Raw genomic sequence first — 16,652 nt, forward strand, 5'->3', positions numbered from 1 at the left:
CGCGAGCCGGTGTCCAATGGGGCGAGGCACGGGGAGGACGCGGGTCCCCAGCACGATGGCGCGCCGCCGCGGGAGGACCGCGCCGGTTGAGTTGATCCCTCAACCGAGACGCAACGCCGCCACGCCCGCCACGATCGCGGCCGTGCCCAGTGCCCGCCTGGGCGTGAAGCGCTCGTGCAGCTGCCAGGCGCCGATCAGCGCCGCGAACAGCACGGAGGTTTCGCGCAAGGCAGCGACGCTCGCCACCGGTGCCCGCGTCATGGCCCAGAGCGCGATGCCATAGGAGCCCAGCGAAGCCGCCGCGCCCAGGGCCGCGACGGGTCCGCGGCTGCGTGCGTGCAAGGCGAGCGGCCGCCAGCCGCGCCGGGCCAGTACGACGGCGCCGAACGGCAGGGCATTGAGCACGAACACCATCGCGACGTACGCGAGCGCATTGCCGCTGGCGCGCACGCCCTGGCCATCCACGACGGTGTACGCGGCGATCACGAAGGCATTGGCGAGCGCGAAGACCACCGCGCGCCCCGACTCCAGCCCGTGCCGCGACAGCCCCAGGACCAGCACGCCGCCGCAGACGCCGGTGACCCCCGCCCAGCCCGCCGGCGACAGCGGCTCCGCGAACGCCGCGACCGACACGAGCGCCACCAGCAATGGCGCCGCGCCGCGCATCAGCGGATAGGTGAGCGCCAGCTCCCCGTGCCGGTAGGCGGCCGTGAGCAGTGCGTAATACACGACGTGGATCGCCGCCGACCCCAGCAGCCAGGGCCAGGCCGCAGGCACCGGGACCCCCGCGGCCGCCACGAGCGGCAGCGCCATCGCGCCACCGATGAGGTTCATCACCGCCGTGTCCATGGCCTTGTCGGCCCCGGACTTGACCAGCGCGTTCCAGCTTGCGTGCAGCAGCGCGCCGAACAGGACGGCCACCGCGATCGGCCAGGTGAGGATCATGCGGGCACCATCATGGCCCAAACGGCCTCGCTGGCGGCGCATCCGCGCTAGGATTTTCCCCAGCGCTCATCGACATCGGCGCCCGGGAGAACCTGACTTGGCCTCATCCACCCCGCACCCCGTGCTCGAGCGCCTGCGCAAGAGCGGCGCCACCAAGGTGAAGGTGGCCGTCAGCGACATCGACGGCGTGCTGCGCGGCAAGTACCTGCACATCGACAAGTTCGAGGGCGCGGCCAGCGGCGGCTTCGGCTTCTGCGACGTGGTGCTCGGCTGGGACATGCTGGACGTCACCTACGACAACACCAGCGTCACCGGCTGGCAGCACGGGTTTCCGGACGCGCTCGCGGCGCTGGACCTGGGCACCGCCCGCAACGTGCCCTGGGACAACAAGGTCCCCTTCTTCCTGGGCGAGTTCGTCAACGCCGATGGCTCGCCGCATCCGCTGTGCCCGCGGCAGACGCTCAAGCGGGTGCTGGCGCGCGCCGAGAAGCTCGGCTACCAGGTCATGACCGGCATGGAGTTCGAGTGGTTCAACTTCCGCGAGACGCCGCACACCTGGGCCGAGAAGCGCGGCCTGCCGCCCGAGCCGATCACGCCGGGCATGTTCGGCTACTCGCTGCTGCGCATGGCGGACAACCCGGAGTTCTTCAACGCGCTGATGGACGAGATGCTCGCCTTCGACGTGCCGATCGAAGGCCTGCACACGGAGACCGGCCCCGGCGTGTACGAAGCGGCCATCGGCTTTTCGCCCGCCCTGCAGCAGGCCGACCGCGCCATCCTGTTCAAGACCGGCGCGCGCGAGATCGGCAAGCGCTTCGGCATCATGCCCAGCTTCATGGCCAAGTGGAGCCAGAAGTACCCGGGCTGCAGCGGGCACATCCACCAGAGCCTGTCCGACGGCAAGACGAACCTGTTCTACGACGGCGGCACGCAGCGCAGGATGAGTTCCCTGTTCGAGAGCTACCTGGCCGGCCAGGTGGCGTGCATGATGGACTTCGGGCCGATGATCTGGCCCACCGTCAACAGCTACAAGCGCCTGGTCGACGGCTTCTGGGCGCCGGTGAAGCCGACCTGGGGCGTCGACAACCGCACGGCGAGCTTCCGCGTGCTGGCGGGCTCGCCCAAGGCGACGCGGCTGGAAACGCGCTGCCCCGGCTCGGACGTGAACCCCTACCTCGCGATGGCGGCGGTGATCGCCGCCGGCATGCACGGCGTCGAGAAGGGCCTGAAGCTGACGACGCCGCCCATCACCGGGACCAACCAGGGCGGCGAGAACGTGCCGCGCGCCCCGCGCACGCTGATCGAGACCACGCGGGTGTTCCTGCAGTCCGAAGTGGCGCGCGACTGGCTGGGCGACACCTTCGTCGAGCACTACGCCGCCACCCGCGACTGGGAATGGCGGCAGTGGCAGGATGCGGTGACCGACTGGGAATTGAAGCGCTACTTCGAGATCATCTGAACGCCATGCAGGTCCGCCGCCTCGCGCCCGCCGACGCCCTGTCCTACCGGGCGCTGCGGCTGCGGGCGCTGCGCGAGCACCCGGACGCCTTCACCTCCAGCTGGGAGGACGACCGCGCGCAGCCGGTGGAGGCGGCCGCCGCGCGCCTGGCCGCGCACGCCTTCTGGGGCGCTTTCCAGGGCGCGGAACTGTACGGCTTCGTCGGCCTGGAGTGCGAGCCGCGGGCCAAGAACCGGCACAAGGCCACCGTGGTGGGCATGTACGTCGCGCCCGAGGTGGCGGGGCAGGGCGTCGGCCGCGCGCTGCTGTCCTCCCTGCTCGCCCATGCGCGCAGCACGGGCCTGGGCTCACTGGTGCTCACGGTCACCGAAGGCAACCTGCAGGCCGCGAGCCTGTACCGCGCGGTCGGCTTCCGCAGCTTCGGCATCGAGCCCGACGCCATCCGCGTCGGGGGCCGCTCGTACGCCAAGAACCACATGCACCTGGACCTGGGCACCGCACCATGAGCCTCGCGAACTTCTCTTTCCCCACCGCCATCGCCTTCGGGCCCGGAGCCCGCAAGGAGGTGCAGAAGCACCTGCAGGAACGGGGGCTCAGGCGGCCGCTGCTCGTGACCGACAAGGCGCTGGCCGCGCTTCCTGTGCTCGCCGAGTTCCGCTCGCACCTGCAGGCGCTCGACGTTGCGGTGTATGGCGGGGTCGCCGGCAACCCGACCGCGAGCCAGGTGATGGAGGGCGCGGCGGCGTACAAGGCGCACGGCGCCGACTGCGTGATCGGCTTCGGCGGCGGCGCCGCGCTCGACGTCGCCAAGGTCGTGGGGCTCGCGGCCACGCACGAAGGCGACATCCTCGAGTACGCATGGGACCATCCGCGCGTGCGCGCGATCGACCGGGAGCTGCCGTACTTCGTCGCGCTGCCCACCACGTCCGGCACCGGCTCGGAGGTGGGGCGCTCCTCCGTGATCAGCGAGGACGACACGCATCTCAAGCGCGTGATCTTCAGCGCCAAGGTGCTGGCGAAAAAGGTGTTCGCCGACCCGGAGCTCACCGTGGGACTGCCGGCGCACGTCACCGCGGCAACCGGCATGGACGCGCTCACGCACAACATCGAGAGCTACCTGTCGCCCGCCTGGCACCCGCTGTGCGACGGCATCGCGCTGGAAGGCACGCGCATCGCGGCACGCTCGCTGGTGAAGGCGGTGCGCCAGCCCAACGACCTGCAGGCGCGCAGCGACATGATGATGGCTTCCATGATGGGTGCCATCGCCTTCCAGAAGGACCTGGGCGCGGTGCACTCCTGCGCCCATGCGCTGGGGGCCGTGTGCGACATGCACCATGGCCTGGCCAACGCGCTGATGATCGAGACGGTGATGGCCTGGAACATCGAGGCGGCGCCGGACAAGTTCGAGGAACTGGCGCACGTCTGCCGGGTGGCCGGCGGCGGGCCGGGCCTGGTGCGCTGGCTGGGCCACCTGAAGCAGCAGGTCGGCATCACCGGCACGCTGTCCGCGCACGGCGTGAAGAAGGAGCAGGTGCCCAGGCTGGTGGACATCGCCGTCAAGGACATCTGCCACCAGACCAATCCGCGGCCCGTGACGGCGGGGGACTTCGAGCGGCTGTTCCTGCAGGCGATGTGAATGGACCGCCTGAAGATCGGCATCAGCGCCTGCTTCTTCCACCCCGATGGGGAACGCAAGGCCGCGCCGTCCAAGACCCTGCTGTGGATCGAGCAGTCCACCGCGCACTGGGTGATGTCCGAAGGGGCCTTGCCGGTGATGATCCCGTCCTTCGAAGGCTCCACGTTCCGCGGCGAGGTGCGCGTGCAGGACTACGCGGACTGGCTGGACGGGCTCGTGATGCACGGCGGCGCGGACGTCTGGCCGGGGACCTACGGCGAACAGCCGCTGCGGCCCGAGTGGCACGGGGATCGCCTGCGCGACGCGTACGAGATCGAGCTGGTGCGGGCGTTCAGCGCCGCCGGCAAGCCGGTCTTCGGCATCTGCCGCGGCGTGCAGCTGATCAACGTGGCGCACGGCGGCACCTTGTTCCAGGACATCCGCACGCAGAAGCCCGGCGCGCTGGTGCACCGCGACGCGGAAATCTACGACCTCAATTTCCACGAGGTCGACATCCTTCCGGGCACGCGCCTGGCGCAGCTGCTGCCCTCCGGCCGCCACAAGATCAACAGCGTGCATCACCAGGGCATCAAGGACCTGGCGCCCGGTTTCGTCGTCGAGGCGGTGTCGCCAATGGACGGCGTGGTGGAAGCCATCCGCCAGACGAGCGGCCCCTGGGTCGCCGGCGTGCAGTGGCATCCTGAATTCCACCGTCCGGAGCTGGGGGTCGTCGACGACACCCCGCTGCTGCGCGACTTCCTGCAGGCCGCGCGCGCGGCCAGAAACGAATGAGCACCCTTCTCGTCATCCACAACCCCGCCACGGGGGAAGTCATCACCACCTTGCCGGCGGACTCGCCGGGTTCGGTTGCCGCCAAGGCGCGCGCGGCGCGCGAGGCGCAGGCCCTGTGGGCGCTGCGGCCGCTGGAGCAGCGCAAGCGCTGCATCGAAGGCTTTCGCGCCGGCGTGGTGCGCGACCTGGAGCAGCTCGCGCGCGTGATGAGCCAGGAGACCGGCAAGCCGATCCGCATGTCGCGCAACGAGTTGAACGGGCTGCTGCCCCGCATCGACTTCTTCCTGGCGGAAACGGACAAGGCGATCGCGGCCGAGGACGTGTACGAGGAAGGCGGCATGCGCGAGCAGATCCAGCACGAACCGCTGGGAGTGGTCGCCAACATCTCCGCCTGGAACTACCCCTGGTTCGTGGGCTGCAACGTGATCCTGCCAGCTTTGCTCACGGGCAATGCGGTGCTGTACAAGCCCTCCGAATACGCGACGCTGACGGGGCAGGAGATCACCCGCCTGCTGCACGAAGCGGGCGTGCCGCGCGAGGTGATGGCGTGCCTGGTGGGCGGCGGCGAGGTCGGCGCGGCCCTGCTGGCGCAGCCCGTCGACGGCGTCTTCTTCACGGGCTCCCACGCGACCGGCCAGCGCATCGCGGAGGCGGTGGGCAGGCGCTTCGTGAAGCTGCAGCTGGAACTCGGGGGCAAGGACCCGACCTACGTCTGCGAGGACGCGGATCCGCAGGCGGCGGCCGAGTCGCTCGCCGACGGCGCCATGTACAACACCGGCCAGAGCTGCTGCTCGGTCGAACGCATCTACGTCCACGAGCGCATCCACGATGCCTTCGTCGAACACTTCGTGCGCACCGTGCGCGGCTTCAAGCGCGGCGATCCCCTGAGCGAGGACACCTACATCGGTGCCATCACGCGCGCACCGCAGCTGGACGTGCTGGACCACCAGGTGGCGGACGCGCAGCGCAAGGGCGCCGACCTGCTGCTGGGCGGCCGCAAGGCGCCGGGGCCGGGCAACTGGTACGAACCCACCGTGATGGTCGACGTCGACCACGACATGGACATCATGCGCGAGGAGAGCTTCGGCCCCGTGATCGGCATCCAGAAGGTGGGCAGCGACGAGGAAGCCGTGCGGCTGATGAACGACACGCGCTACGGCCTCACCGCCGGCGTGTACACGAAGGACGAGGCCCGTGCGCGCCGCGTCCTTTCGCAGGTGCGCGCCGGCAGCGTCTACTGGAACTGCTGCGACCGCGTGAGCCCGCGGCTGCCCTGGAGCGGGGTCGGCGATTCCGGCGTGGGGCTCACACTCTCGACGTACGGGATCCAGACCTTCACGCGGCCCAAGGCCTGGCATTTGCGCTCGCCCTGACCGCTGCGCGGCCGCCGGGACTCGCGCGCCCGCCGCCCGCGGCTTCGCCGCGCCGCGCTACACCCAGGAACCTTCGCGCAGCTCGCGCGTGAGCCAGGCCACGTAGATCGGGGCGGCGACCAGCCCCGCGAGGCCGAAGGCGGATTCCAGCACCAGCATGCCCGCGAGCATGGCGTAGGTCGGCACGTTGGTGCGGCCGCCGACGATGCGCGCGTTGAGGAAGTACTCGAGCTTGTGGATCACGACGAGGAAGCCCAGCGATGCGACACCCAGCCACATCGACACCGTCAGCGCCGCGATGGTGATCGCCGCGTTGGACAGCAGGTTGCCGATGATCGGCACCAGGCTGGCGAAGAAGGTGAACCCCACCAGCGTGGGTGCGAGCGGCACCCGGTAGCCGAACATCGGCAGGATCACGAGCAGGTAGATGCCCGTGAGCACCGCGTTGATGAAGGAAATGCGCAGCTGGGCGGAGAACACGTCGCCGAAGGCGTCCGCCAGTTGCCGCATGCGTGCCTGCGCCAGCAGGATGAGCGGCCGCCGGGGCGCGGCGCCTGGCGTGGGCTTGGCCGCTGCCGCCATCAGGCCGATGGCCAGGCCGATGATGATGTGCACGAGGATCTTCAGCGCCTCCGCACCCCAGCGTTGCATTTCGCCCGCGTGCTCGCGCAACCACACGCTCACCGCCTGTTGCACGGCCTCAGCCGACTCGGGCAGCCGGTCACCGATCCACACGGGGGCCATGGCCCGGATTTGGTCTAGCGTGTCGGCGACCAGTTGCATCAGGCGGCCGAGGCCGCCCGCCTTGAACAGGAGGTCGAACGCGAAGAGCAGGCCGGCACCGATCCCACCCACCACCGCGAAGACGACCAGCCAGCGGAAGGTGCGCTTCTGCCAGGACCCTTGCGCCGGCCCGGTGAACCTGCGCACGCGGCGGTAGAGCACGTAGCCCGCCAGTCCGGCGAAGGTGGCCGAGAGCAGGTGCAGCCACAGGATGCCCAGCAGCACCACGGCCATCGCGAGCACGCCACGCAGGCGCAGGTGGCCATGCGCCAGCTCGGGAGCCGTCGTTTCGGTCGGGGTCAGGGGCCGCTTCACCGGCCCATTTTGCCGCGCGGCACCAGCGCGCGGGGGCGCGGCGGCCAGGCTATTTCTTCGCCTTGGGCCGTCCGTACTTTGCCGTGAAGCTGGCCTTGGCGAGGCTGTTGGCGTTGATCATGAAGCCGGCGAGCGCCGCGGTGGCGTCCGCCGGGATGTCCAGCTTGTCGGTCTTGAGCGCGTAGACGGTGAACACGTAGCGGTGCGGCTTGTCGCCCTCGGGCGGGCAGGTGCCGCCCCAGGCCGCCGTGCCGTAGTCGATGCGCACCTGGCGCGCGCCCGGCGGCAGGTTGGCATTGCTCGCGTTGCCCGCATCGGGCTTGAGCTCGGTGACGTTCGCCGGAATGTTGATCACCGACCAGTGCCACCAGCCGGAGCCGGTGGGCGCGTCGGGGTCGTACACCGTGACCGCATAGCTTTTCGTGTCCTTGGGCGCGCCGCTCCACTTGAGGGCGGGCGACTTGTTCTCGCCGGAGCAACCGAAGACGTTGGCTTCGAAGCGCTTGTCCATCATTGCGTTGGGCTTCACCTCCGGGCTTTCCAGCTTGAAGCCGGCGGCGTGGGCGGCGCCGCTGGCGAGCGCGAGCATGAGGGCGGCGGCGAGCAGGGTGCGGGTCATGGGGGCTCCTGTCGTGTGGAGGGCCGCATGCTAAGCCAGGCGCCGCCTTCCTGCCGGGGCCGCAGGTCCGCCCGGCGGCGGGGAAGCCGCATCGAAGTTTGACAAAATGCAAGCAAGACTGTTACAGATTTCTGCATGCACACCCTGCGCGCGGCCGAGCGGCCGCTGGTCTACGAGCGCCTCGTGCGTGGCTTCGCTTCCGTGCGCCCCACTCCCTTCAGCCTGGAGGAGCGGTGGGTCTGGCTCATGGCGGCGCACGTCGTCGGCCAGCACCAGCCGGGGCTGCACTTCGACAGCCACCGGCGCATGCTGCATCTCGCGCGCGAGACGCGCGACTGGGGCGAGGTGGCCGGCCAGGTGCTGCGCATCGCGCTGCTGCCGCTGGGGCACCTCCTGGGCAGGATCCCGCTTGGCAACGTCGGACGGTCCACGGTCGGCGTGACCCGGGTGATGGACCCGCCCGAGGCCGTGCAGCGGCTGATCGACTGGGCGATCCTGGCGGTGCGCTTGCCGGGGATGGCGAAAGCGTAGACCGCCAGCCTGCAAGAGACCGCCGGGTGGCGGTGATCCCTACTGCGCCGACAGGTGCTTGCCCACGATCCCGGCCAGCTCGAACATCGTCACCTGGTTCTTGCCGAACACGGGCCGCAGCTTGTCGTCGGCATTGATCGCGCGCTTGTCCTTGGCGTCCTGCAGGCCCTGGGCCTTGATGTAGTCCCAGATCTTCTTGATCACCTCGGTGCGCGCGACCAGGCCGTCGCCGATCACCGCGGCGAGCTCCGGACTCGGCTTCAGCGTGCCGGCCGGCGCCTTCTTGGCCGCCGCCTTCTTCGCGGGCGCGGCCTTCTTCGCCGGGGCCGCCTTCTTGCCCACCACCGCCTTGGCGGCCTTCGCGGTCGCCTTGTAGTCGCTCGCCGGCTCCTTCGCCTTCGCGCGTGACGCGGCGGTGGTCGCCGTCGCGGCGCCCGCCGTCTTGCGCGGCGGGAACTTCGACTTGCGCTCCTCGAACTTGAAGTTCACCTTGTTCGCCTCCGCGTCCCACACGAGGAAGGCCTTGAACGGGCGGCGCGTGCGCATGGAGATGAACTTGTCCAGCAGGTCCGTCGTGCCCGTGGCCAGCAGCTTGGCCATCTGCTCGCGCTCCACCGGCTGCTGCAGGATGATCTTGCCGCTGCGGAAGTCGCAGGTCGGCGTGGGGTGCTTTTCGGTGGGCACGGAGCGCTCGCACACGTAGTTGCTGCCCCACTCGAACACCTGGTGGCCGCACTTCGGGCACGGGCCCAGCGGCTCCTGCGCCGACAGGTCGATGATCTCGCCGGTCTCGGCCGGGTCCTTGCTCTCGCCGAAATCGAACTCCAGCTTCCAGTTCTTCTCTTCCTCGTCGTAGTTCAGCGCCAGTTCGGCGGTGAAGGGCCAGCCCGCCTTGGAGCGGAACCCCTGCAGCGGGCCGATGCGCTTGTCGCGCAGGAAGGTCTCGACTTCCTCGAGTTCGAAGGCGCGGCCGGCGGGGATCTTGGTGAAGGAAAAGCCGCAGGGCTGCTGCCCGGCCTTGCCGATGCAGTTGTAGCGGCGGTAGCTTTCCTGCACGACGCCGCCGCAGTTGGGGCAGGGCGTCTTCAGCGTCGCATAGTCGCCGGGCACCGTGTCGCGGTCGTACTCCTTGGCCTTCATGACGATGCGCTTGGTCATGTCGGCGATCTCGTGCATGAACTGCTCGCGCGAGAGCTTGCCGTGCTCCATCTGGGACAGCTTGTATTCCCACTCGCCAGTCAGTTCCGGCTTGCTCAGTTCTTCCACGCCCAGCCCGCGCAGCAGCGTCATGAGCTGGAAGGCCTTGGCGGTGGCGATCAGCTCGCGGCCTTCCCGCAGCATGTACTTCTCGTTGATCAGGCCTTCGATGATGGCCGCCCGCGTGGCCGGCGTGCCCAGGCCCTTCTCCTGCATCGCTTCGCGCAGCTCGTCGTCCTCGACGAACTTGCCGGCGCCTTCCATGGCGCCCAGCAGCGTGGCTTCGCTGTAGCGCGCGGGCGGCCGGGTCTTGAGGCCCTTGGCGTCGACCTGCTCGGCCAGGACCTTCTCGCCGGGCTTCACCGGCACGAGGTTCTGGCCCTTCTCGCCTTCCTTGCCGGTGGACTCGGCGTCCACGTCCACGGCTTCCTTGCCGTAGATGGCGAGCCAGCCCGGCTTGACCAGCACCTTGCCCTCGGTCCGGAAGTGGTGGCCCGCGGCCTTGCTGATGCGGGTGGTGACCAGGTACTCGGCGCTGGGGAAGAACACCCCCAGGAAGCGGCGCACCACCAGGTCGTACACCTTCTGCTCCGCGTCCGACAGGCCGCTGGGCGCCTGCAGGGTCGGGATGATGGCGAAGTGGTCCGAGACCTTGCTGTCGTCGAACACGCGCTTGATCGGCTTGACGTAGCCTTCGGCGATCGCCTGCTTGGCGAAGGGCGCGAGGTGGTTCATGCCGCTGCTGGCGAGCATGCCCATGGTGTCGTGCACCACCTTCACGTAGTCCGAAGGCAGGTGGCGCGAGTCCGTCCGCGGATAGGTCAGGGCCTTGTGCCGCTCGTACAGGGACTGGGCGATGGCCAGCGTCGTCTTGGCGGAGTAGCCGAAGCGGCCGTTGGCCTCGCGCTGCAGGGACGTCAGGTCGAACAGGCCGGGCGCGGCCTGGGTGGTCGGCTTGGACTCCTCGGTGACCGTGGCGGCCTGGCCGCGCACGGCATCGGCGATGGCGCGCGCCTGCTTCTCGTCCCAGACCCGGTCGGCGCGCTTCTCGGCATCCTCCGGGTCCTTCCGGAAGGCAGGGTCGAACCACTTGCCCGGATACTCGCCGGCCTCGGCCACGAAGCTGCCATGCACCTCCCAGTAGTCGCGGCTGACGAACTTGCGGATCTGCTCCTCGCGCTCGACGACGATCGCCAGCGTCGGGGTCTGTACCCGGCCGACCGTGGTGAGGAAGAAGCCGCCGTCGCGCGAATTGAAGGCCGTCATGGCCCGGGTGCCGTTGATGCCCACCAGCCAGTCCGCCTCGGAGCGGGAGCGAGCGGCGTGGGCCAGGCCTTCCATCTGCTTGTCGGTGCGCAGCTTCTCGAAGCCTTCGCGGATGGCCTGCGGGGTCATGGACTGCAGCCACAGGCGGCGCACCGGCTTCGTTGCCGCCGCCTTCTTGCCGGCGGCGGCGCCCTCGGTGCCGAACGCGAACTGCTCGATCAGGCGGAAGATCAGTTCCCCCTCCCGCCCCGCGTCGCAGGCGTTCACCAGGTCGGTGACGTCCTTGCGCTTGGCCAGCTTGACCACCGCGTTCAGGCGCGACTTGGTCTTGTCGACCGGCTTCAGGTCGAAGAAGGGCGGGATCACGGGCAGGTGGGCGAAGCTCCACTTGCCGCGCTTGACGTCGTATTGCTCGGGGGCGTGGATCTCCACCAGGTGGCCCACGGCGCTGGTGACGACGTACTTGTCGTTTTCGAAGTACTCGTCATGCTTGTCGAATTTTCCGGCCACGGGCGTGAGGGCCCGGACGATGTCCTGGGCCACGGATGGCTTCTCGGCAATGACCAATGTTTTGCTCACGGGATCATCTGGCGCTCTCGGCGCCCCTCCTGGAGGTTCTTACAATCTGCGCTTCTCGCGCACGTACGCGCACGCGCACACGCGCACGTGTACGAATCCAAATTAACACGAATTCATTTCATGCCCGCCAAGTCCCCGGTGAACCCCCGCGCCGCCGCCCCCAGGAAAGCCCCCGCCGCCGCTCCCAAGACCAACCGCAGGATCCAGGTGCGCAAGTCGGGCGTGCACGGCAAGGGCGTGTTCGCGCTGCAGGACATCCCGGAAGGGGAGACCCTGATCGAATATGTGGGCGAGATCATCACTTGGAAAGAGGCCCAGCGCCGCCACCCGTGGAACCCGGAAGACCCGAACCATACGTTCTACTTCCACGTGGACGACGGCCGGGTGATCGACGCCGCGGTGGGGGGCAACGCCGCCCGCTGGATCAACCATTCCTGCAACCCCAACTGCGAGGCGGACGAGGAGGAGGGCCGGGTGTTCATCAAGAGCCTGCGCAACATCAAGGCGGGCGAAGAGCTGAACTACGACTACGGCCTGATCATCGACGAGCCGTACACGAAGAAGCTCAAGGCGGAGTATCCCTGCTGGTGCGGCAGCAAGAACTGCCGGGGCACGCTGCTGGCGCCCAAGCGCCGCAAGTGATGAGCCGCAAGGACGTCATTGCGGGCCTGACCCGCAATCCATCGGGCGGCCGACCAGGCGGCCCATGGATGCCGGCACCGACCCGGCGTGACAGGTCCGGGCCATGAACTGGCCGGCCGAGGCGCTCTGGGAGGCGCTGGCGCCGGTGCTGCCCGGCTTCACCGTCGAGATCCTGCCGGAAATCGATTCCAGCAATTCCGAGCTGATGCGCCGCGCCCGCGCGGGGCAGACGGACCCGGTCCTGCTGGTCGCCGAAAAGCAGACCGCCGGCCGCGGGCGGCTGGGTCGCGCCTGGCAAAGCGCGCCGGGCGAATCGCTGACCTTTTCGCTGGCGCTGCCGCTGGCGCCGGCGGACTGGTCGGGGTTGTCGCTGGCGGTCGGCGTGAGCCTGGCCGAAAGCCTGCATCCCGCCGTGCGGCTGAAGTGGCCCAACGACCTGTGGGTAGGCGAGCGCAAGCTGGGCGGCGTCCTGATCGAGACGGCGAGTTTCGGCGACGCAGGCGGCCGGCGCCAGGCCGTGATCGGCGTGGGGATCAACATCGCGCCGCGCACGGCCGAACGCTTGTCCACGCCCCCGGCCGCGCTGCGCGAACTGTTGCCGGAAGCCGACGCTCCGGCTGTGCTGGAGCGCGTGGTGCCGGCGCTCGTGCGCGACGTGCTGGGCTTCGCCCAGACGGGATTCGCGGCCTTCCGTGCCCGTTTCGACGCCCGTGACGCCCTGCGCGATCGGGAGGTGGTCCTCAGCGACGGCACGGCCGGCACCGCGCACGGCGTGGGGGAAGACGGCAGCCTGCTGGTGCATACTGCGGCCGGCCTGCGCGCCGTCGGCAGTTCGGAAGTCAGCGTGCGCCCGGCCCCCCGCTGAACCGCATGCTGCGCCTGCTCGTCCTGCTGCTGCTCCTGGCCAACGCCGCCTTCTTCGCCTGGTCGCAAGGCCTGCTGCTGGCGTGGGGCGTCGGCCCGACGCAGCAATCGGAGCCGCAGCGCGTGCAGCAGCAGGTGCGTCCCGAGACCGTGCAGCTGCTGTCCCCCGCCGACCTGAAGCAGGCCGAGACGGTGGCGGCGCAAGGACCGCGTCCGCCGGAATGCCTGCAGACCGCGACGCTGGATCCGGCGCAGGTCGGCCCCTTGCGCGCGCTGCTGGACACCTGGCCGGCCGGCTCCTGGGCCCTGGAGGCCGCGACGGAGCCGGCGCGCTGGATCATCTACATGGGCAAGTACCCCGACGTGGAGCAGGTGGCGCGCAAGCGGGCCGAGCTGCGCCAGCGGGGGATCTCCTTCGAGGCGCCGGCCAATCCAGCGCTGGAGCCTGGCCTGGCGCTGGGGTCCTTCCCCAGCGAGGCGGCGGCCACCGCCCAGCTCAACGTGCTGGCCGACAAGGGCGTGCGCACCGCGCGGGTGCTGCAGGAGCGCCCCGAGCACAAGGGCCAGCGCCTGCAGCTGCCTTCCGTCGACGACAACCTGCGCCCGCGGCTGGACGAACTCAAGTCCGCGCTCGCCGGCAAACCCCTGCGGCCCTGCCGCTGACCCTGGAGTCTCCCATGGCCATGAAGCTTTATTTCGCCCCCGGTGCCTGTTCCTTCGTGCCGCACAGCCTGCTGGAGACCGCGGGTGCGGCCTACGAACCGGTGATGGTCAAGCTGCACAAGGGCGAGCAGAACGACGCGCCCTTTCGCGCCGTGAATCCCCGCGGCCAGGTGCCGGTGCTGGTCGACGGCGAGCAGACCATCACCCAGATCGTGGCGATCGTGACCTGGCTCGATGCGAAGTTCCCGCAGCAGCAGTTCCTGCCCCGCGACCCCTTCGAGCGCGCCAAGGTGCTGGAGACGCTCGCCTGGATGAACAACACCGTGCATCCGACCTTCACGCACGTGTTCATGCCCTTCAAGTTCGCCGGCAGTCCCGAGGCCCAGGAGGAACTGAAGTCCTTCAACGCCAAGGCCTACGCGGGGCTCCTGGGCGAGATCGAGGCGATGGCGAAGAAGGCGGCCGATGCCGGCAAGTCCTGGTTGGGCGGAGACACGCTGGGTCCGCTGGACGTGTACGCGCTCACGCTCCTGCGCTGGGGCGGCTTCGCCGGCATCGACCCCACGTCCTTCCCGGCGCTGTGGGCCCATGTGCAGAAGGTGGCGCAGCAGCCGGGCGTGGCGAAGGCCATCGAGCGCGAGCGGCTGCAGCTGAACCTGTACAAGGCCGGCTGAAGGCGCTATGCGGTTTCGGTCGCTGCGCCGGCCTCCGACTCCGCCGCGGCCGCATCGAAGCGCACCGTCACCCGCGTCCCCGGCGGCACCTGTCCGGGGCGCGCGTCCTCGATGGCGATGCTGGCCTGGTGCTGGCGGGCGATCTCGAGCACGATAGGCAACCCCAGGCCCGATCCGTCCACGTTGGTCCCCAGCGCGCGGTAGAACGGCTGGAACACCAGTTCGCGCTCGGCCTCCGGGATGCCGGGCCCCGTGTCCTCCACCTGCAGCACCAGCACGCGGCCGAAAGGGTCGGCCAGCACGCGCACGGTGACCACGCCCGGTTGCTGCGCGCTGGAGGGCGTGTAGTTCACCGCGTTGTCCAGGAGGTTGCGCACCAGCTCCTTGAGCAGCGTGGGATTGCCCTGCAGGGTCACGCCCGAGGCGCCGGGCTGCGCGCCGTCGTAGCCGAGGTCGATGTGGCGTTCGATCGCGCGCGGCACGGTGTCCTGCACCGCCTCGATGGCGAGCGCGGCGAGGTCGCAGGGCTGGCGCACCAGGGCCTTGCCGCTGCTTTCCGCGCGGGCCAGGGCCAGCAACTGGTTGACCGTGTGGGTGGCGCGCATGCTGGAGCGACCGATCTGCTTGAGGGACTGCTTGAGCTGCTCCGCATCCATCTGCTCGCGCTGGGCGAGGTCGGCCTGCATGCGCAGGCCGGCCAGCGGCGTCTTCAGCTGGTGCGCGGCGTCGGCCAGGAAACGCTTCTGGGTCGCGATGGAGCCCTTCAGGCGCGTGAGCAGGTCGTTCACGGAGGACACGAGCGGCGCCACCTCCAGGGGCACCACCTTCTCGTCCAGCGGGCTCAAGTCGTCGGGCTTGCGCTGGCGGATGCGCTCCTCCAGCTCGGACAGCGGCTTGATCCCGCGCACCAGCGCCAGCCAGACGAGCAGCACCGCGAGCGGCAGGATCACCAGCTGCGGCAGCATCACGCCCTTGATGATCTCGGTGGCCAGGACCGAGCGCTTCTCGCGCGTTTCACCCACCTGCACGAGCGCGGGCGCGGCACCGGGCACCTCCACCCAGGTGTAGGCCACGCGCACGTCGAGGCCGCGGAACTCGCCGTCGCGCAGGTGGGTCTCGCCCGGCACCGGCCGCTCGTCCTCGGGTGGCGGCGGGAAGTCGCGCTCGCCGGAGAGCACCTCGCCCTGGGGTCCCAGCACCTGGTAGTAGACCTGGTCGGAGTCGTCCGCCCGCAGGATCTCGCGCGCGGGCTGGGGCAGGTTGAAGTTGGCCCGCTGCGCCTGCACGCTCACGAGCTGCGCGAGCGCCTGCACGTTGTATTCGAGCGCGCGGTCGAAGGGCTTGCCGGCGATGCTCTGCGCCACCAGCCAGGTCAAGGCCAGGCTCACCGGCCACAGCAGCAGCAGCGGCGTGAGCATCCAGTCGAGGATTTCGCCGAACAGGGAACGTTGCTCGCGCTGGAAAATCTTCATGCGCTGTTCTCGTCACCCCCCGCGCAGGCGGGGACCCAGGCTGGGCGCAGACGCGTTTCGCGACCGGGCGGTTCCCGCCGACGCGGGAATGGCGACATGGTCAGGGAATCTTCTCCAGACAGTAGCCCAGGCCCCGCACGGTGGCAATGCGGATCGGGCCTTTCTCGATCTTCTTGCGCAGGCGGTGGATGTAGACCTCGATGGCGTTGTTGCTCACCTCCTCGCCCCATTCGCACAGGCGCTCCACCAGCTGGTCCTTGCTCACCAGGCGCCCGGCGCGCTGCAGCAGCACTTCCAGCAGCCCCAGTTCCCGGGCGGAGAGTTCGACCATCTTGCCGTCGATGGTGGCGACGCGCCCGGCCTGGTCGTAGACCAGCGGGCCGTGCTTGATCGTGCTGCTGGCGCCGCCGAGCCCGCGGCGGGTGAGCGCGCGCACCCGCGCTTCCAGCTCCGTCAGCGCGAAGGGCTTGGCCATGTAGTCGTCGGCACCGAGGTCCAGGCCCTTGACGCGTTCCTCCACCGCCTCGGCCGCCGTGAGGATCAGGACCGGCAGCGCGGAGCCGCGCGCGCGCAGCTTGCGCAGCACCTCCAGGCCATGCATCCGCGGCAGGCCCAGGTCGAGGATCAGGAGGTCGAACTCGTTGTTCGTCATGAGCGCCGCGTCCGCCTCGGTGCCGCTGGCCACGTGGTCTACAGCCGCGCCCGAAGCCCGCAGGCTGCGCAGCAGCCCATCGGCCAGCACCTGGTCGTCTTCGGCGATGAGGATCCGCATGCTCGTCTCCTGTCTGGGGGACGCCTCTGCGGGCGCTCTGCCGAAATTGTAGGGTGGACGGCGAACGCTGCCAAAGAGGGGCGCGAGCCCC

Annotated in this window: 16 protein-coding genes; 10 read left to right on the top strand and 6 right to left on the bottom strand. The window is 69.7% G+C overall.

The window, feature by feature from the left end:
* Positions 1 to 99 precede the first annotated feature (99 nt).
* The gene (locus tag AC3EGR_RS06090) at positions 100 to 945 is read right to left on the bottom strand and encodes an EamA family transporter (protein ID WP_488545551.1); all 846 of its coding nucleotides are present in this window, start codon (positions 943 to 945) and stop codon (positions 100 to 102) included.
* 97 nt (positions 946 to 1,042) lie between these two features.
* Between AC3EGR_RS06090 and AC3EGR_RS06095 the strand changes: the two genes are divergently transcribed.
* From AC3EGR_RS06095 to AC3EGR_RS06115, 5 genes are read left to right on the top strand one after another with little or no spacing between them, the layout of a single operon-like run.
* Positions 1,043 to 2,404 (top strand): glutamine synthetase family protein, encoded by a 1,362-nt coding sequence (locus tag AC3EGR_RS06095; protein WP_488545552.1) that lies wholly within the window; start codon positions 1,043 to 1,045, stop codon positions 2,402 to 2,404.
* 5 nt (positions 2,405 to 2,409) lie between these two features.
* Entirely contained in the window at positions 2,410 to 2,910 is a 501-nt protein-coding gene (locus AC3EGR_RS06100) for a GNAT family N-acetyltransferase (RefSeq protein WP_488545553.1), read from the top strand.
* Complete coding sequence (locus AC3EGR_RS06105) at positions 2,907 to 4,040, top strand: iron-containing alcohol dehydrogenase (RefSeq protein ID WP_488545554.1); 1,134 nt, start codon at positions 2,907 to 2,909, stop codon at positions 4,038 to 4,040. Before AC3EGR_RS06100 ends, AC3EGR_RS06105 begins: the two co-directional genes overlap by 4 nt.
* Positions 4,041 to 4,811 (top strand): gamma-glutamyl-gamma-aminobutyrate hydrolase family protein, encoded by a 771-nt coding sequence (locus AC3EGR_RS06110; RefSeq protein ID WP_488545555.1) that lies wholly within the window; start codon positions 4,041 to 4,043, stop codon positions 4,809 to 4,811. It begins immediately after the preceding gene.
* On the top strand, positions 4,808 to 6,184 hold the full coding sequence (locus AC3EGR_RS06115; protein WP_488545556.1) for an aldehyde dehydrogenase family protein: 1,377 nt from the start codon (positions 4,808 to 4,810) through the stop codon (positions 6,182 to 6,184). Before AC3EGR_RS06110 ends, AC3EGR_RS06115 begins: the two co-directional genes overlap by 4 nt.
* Before the next feature lie 57 nt (positions 6,185 to 6,241).
* On the opposite strand, the gene AC3EGR_RS06120 is transcribed toward AC3EGR_RS06115, so the two are convergent.
* The gene (locus AC3EGR_RS06120; protein WP_488545557.1) at positions 6,242 to 7,282 is read right to left on the bottom strand and encodes an AI-2E family transporter; all 1,041 of its coding nucleotides are present in this window, start codon (positions 7,280 to 7,282) and stop codon (positions 6,242 to 6,244) included.
* A 49-nt stretch (positions 7,283 to 7,331) separates the two neighbouring features.
* Complete coding sequence (locus AC3EGR_RS06125; protein WP_488545558.1) at positions 7,332 to 7,901, bottom strand: YbhB/YbcL family Raf kinase inhibitor-like protein; 570 nt, start codon at positions 7,899 to 7,901, stop codon at positions 7,332 to 7,334.
* Between the two features lie 135 nt (positions 7,902 to 8,036).
* Here AC3EGR_RS06125 and AC3EGR_RS06130 point away from each other — a divergent pair, with 135 nt between their 5' ends.
* Entirely contained in the window at positions 8,037 to 8,432 is a 396-nt protein-coding gene (locus tag AC3EGR_RS06130; protein WP_488545559.1) for a DUF3703 domain-containing protein, read from the top strand.
* A 39-nt stretch (positions 8,433 to 8,471) separates the two neighbouring features.
* Here the strand turns inward: AC3EGR_RS06130 and AC3EGR_RS06135 are convergent, their stop codons facing one another.
* Positions 8,472 to 11,474, bottom strand: coding sequence for a DNA topoisomerase III (locus AC3EGR_RS06135; RefSeq protein WP_488545560.1), 3,003 nt, complete (start codon positions 11,472 to 11,474; stop codon positions 8,472 to 8,474).
* Between the two features lie 120 nt (positions 11,475 to 11,594).
* On the opposite strand from AC3EGR_RS06135, the gene AC3EGR_RS06140 reads away from it, so the two are divergent.
* The 4 genes from AC3EGR_RS06140 (at position 11,595) to AC3EGR_RS06155 (ending at position 14,317) form a co-directional block, all read left to right on the top strand.
* On the top strand, positions 11,595 to 12,116 hold the full coding sequence (locus AC3EGR_RS06140) for an SET domain-containing protein (protein ID WP_488545561.1): 522 nt from the start codon (positions 11,595 to 11,597) through the stop codon (positions 12,114 to 12,116).
* Positions 12,117 to 12,219: 103 nt separating this feature from the next.
* On the top strand, positions 12,220 to 12,981 hold the full coding sequence (locus AC3EGR_RS06145; RefSeq protein WP_488545562.1) for a biotin--[acetyl-CoA-carboxylase] ligase: 762 nt from the start codon (positions 12,220 to 12,222) through the stop codon (positions 12,979 to 12,981).
* Positions 12,982 to 12,986: 5 nt separating this feature from the next.
* The gene (locus AC3EGR_RS06150) at positions 12,987 to 13,643 is read left to right on the top strand and encodes an SPOR domain-containing protein (RefSeq protein WP_488545563.1); all 657 of its coding nucleotides are present in this window, start codon (positions 12,987 to 12,989) and stop codon (positions 13,641 to 13,643) included.
* Between the two features lie 14 nt (positions 13,644 to 13,657).
* Positions 13,658 to 14,317 carry a glutathione S-transferase family protein gene (locus tag AC3EGR_RS06155; protein ID WP_488545564.1) on the top strand — a complete coding sequence of 220 codons (660 nt, stop codon included), beginning with the start codon at positions 13,658 to 13,660 and terminating at the stop codon, positions 14,315 to 14,317.
* A 5-nt stretch (positions 14,318 to 14,322) separates the two neighbouring features.
* Here AC3EGR_RS06155 and AC3EGR_RS06160 read toward each other — a convergent pair whose 3' ends face one another.
* Together AC3EGR_RS06160 and AC3EGR_RS06165 are read right to left on the bottom strand one after the other, a co-directional pair.
* A complete protein-coding gene (locus AC3EGR_RS06160) occupies positions 14,323 to 15,789 on the bottom strand; it encodes a sensor histidine kinase N-terminal domain-containing protein (protein WP_488545565.1) in 1,467 nt (488 codons plus the stop codon).
* A gap of 100 nt (positions 15,790 to 15,889) precedes the next feature.
* The gene (locus AC3EGR_RS06165) at positions 15,890 to 16,561 is read right to left on the bottom strand and encodes a response regulator (RefSeq protein ID WP_488545566.1); all 672 of its coding nucleotides are present in this window, start codon (positions 16,559 to 16,561) and stop codon (positions 15,890 to 15,892) included.
* Between the last annotated feature and the right edge of the window lie 91 nt (positions 16,562 to 16,652).

This window comes from Ramlibacter sp. G4-7, from assembly GCF_057784995.1.